This is a genomic window from Paracraurococcus ruber, assembly GCF_004353985.1.
Classification (GTDB): Bacteria; Pseudomonadota; Alphaproteobacteria; order Acetobacterales; family Acetobacteraceae; genus Paracraurococcus; species Paracraurococcus ruber.
On the sequence record NZ_SMOA01000553.1, the window covers coordinates 1 to 1519 of the forward strand.

The following is a 1519-nucleotide window of genomic DNA, read 5'->3' on the forward strand; positions in this document are numbered from 1 at the left end:
GCGCCGGTCGGCGATGTCCGGCCGGTCCTGCTCAGCGGCCCTCAGCGACTTTTTTTGTGCCGCAGGCCGAGCCGGCGCAGCGTCGACCAGACAGTGGACAGTGAGCCGGCCTGAATGCCGCAGCCGGTGAGCTCCGTCTGGATCTCGGCCAGCGTGATGCCCGGCTTGGCCGCAGTCAGTTCACGCAGCAGGGCTTCATGCCCGGCCAGCAGGGGCCTCCGGTAGCCGCCGATCCTCGCCGGCGCCGCGCTGCCCGTCTCCCGCACCCGCTGCATCAGCTTGATCGCCGCCGAGGGGCTCACCTCAAAGCGCCGCGCCGCCTCCCGCGCCGAACTGCCCGCCTCAACCGCGCGAACCAGCCGCCGCCGAAGGTCAGCAGACAAGGGTGCCGTCATCGTCGCCTCGACGCTGCATCATCAGCGTCGAATCAGAACCCGCGATTCCGGCAACCTCAAAGTGCTCTAACTTGGCAATCCCCTTCTTCTGTATCCGTGCTTCATGAGGCGACCGTCACGGCAGGTGCAAAGCCAAGATTATATTTGAAGGTTCCTTTTCTTTGTTAACGAGGTGGCGCAGGCACCCCTCCAGATTGTGGGGGCACCACAACAAAGGATACCTCTAATGCGATATCACCGGCCCGCGAGGTGCAACGCGTGTTGTCCCTGGCGTCCAGTTGGCTTGTATCGGTGAAGACACCTGCGAGCGCAAAGCCCCACCCTTGTGGCGCCGGCCCACCTAACTCCGGCGGTGGTGTGAGCCCCGGCTCCACACGGCGCCGGAACAAATCCGTCACATCCCACCGCCCACGAACCTCCACTTTATGGAAAGCGAGATCAAGCAACGATCGGTCAGGTTGAACAGCCCAGTTCACACTTGGCACGCGCAGATAAAGGCAACCTTCGGTTTTCTCTTCCGGATCTCCTTGGCCATTGGTCCAACATCGGAGATTTTCGGCGAAGGTGCCACCTTGCGTCCAAATAAGCGTGTGGCAACTATTAAGAGGCGTTTCGCCTTCCTTGTAACTCAACTCAACTTTTTCAATCTGCTTAACGCCAGGTATAGATTTGAATGGTTGAACGTCGAAGTCAAAAGCGAAAATCCTGACCCAAGATTGGCAAGAATCGCTATTGTTGATTTCTACTTGACCCCATCCTGCATCGCCGACGACATTTGGCCCGGACGTTGGCATCGCTGCTGATGGCGGTAGCTGAAAACCACGGCTACAATCTATGCCACGCCCAGTGAACGTTCCAATTAGAGGCACGTCGCTGAAAGATCGCAGCTTCCAATCAGCAATCCAGTTATTGACCCGCAAAACAACGGTACGCCTATCGACATCGAAGCTGGACCAGAACATGCGTTGGTCGCCATTTGCGCCGGACCAGGCGGCATAGAGGCGGTTCTGGAACACGGCCAAGGACGGGCCAGACGCCGATCCGCCACCGATGCCCACCTGCTGCGGGGACCAGTTTTGCCCGTCGAAGCTGGACCAGAACATGCGTTGGTCGCCATTTGCGCC

Annotated in this window: 2 protein-coding genes; both read right to left on the reverse strand. The window is 59.6% G+C overall.

All coding sequences use genetic code 11. The annotated features are described in order from the left end of the window. Positions 1-41 precede the first annotated feature (41 nt). The gene (locus E2C05_RS31680) at positions 42-395 is read right to left on the reverse strand and encodes a transposase (protein ID WP_133223572.1); all 354 of its coding nucleotides are present in this window, start codon (positions 393-395) and stop codon (positions 42-44) included. 164 nt (positions 396-559) lie between these two features. Next, positions 560-1519: hypothetical protein (locus tag E2C05_RS31685; protein ID WP_205083254.1), on the reverse strand; the 960-nt coding region annotated here is incomplete at its 5' end.

Coding starts and splice junctions, on each gene's coding strand:
- E2C05_RS31680 (WP_133223572.1), bottom strand. CDS start 395: ATGACGGCACCCTTGTCTGCTGACCTTCGGCGGCGGCTGGTTCGCGCG.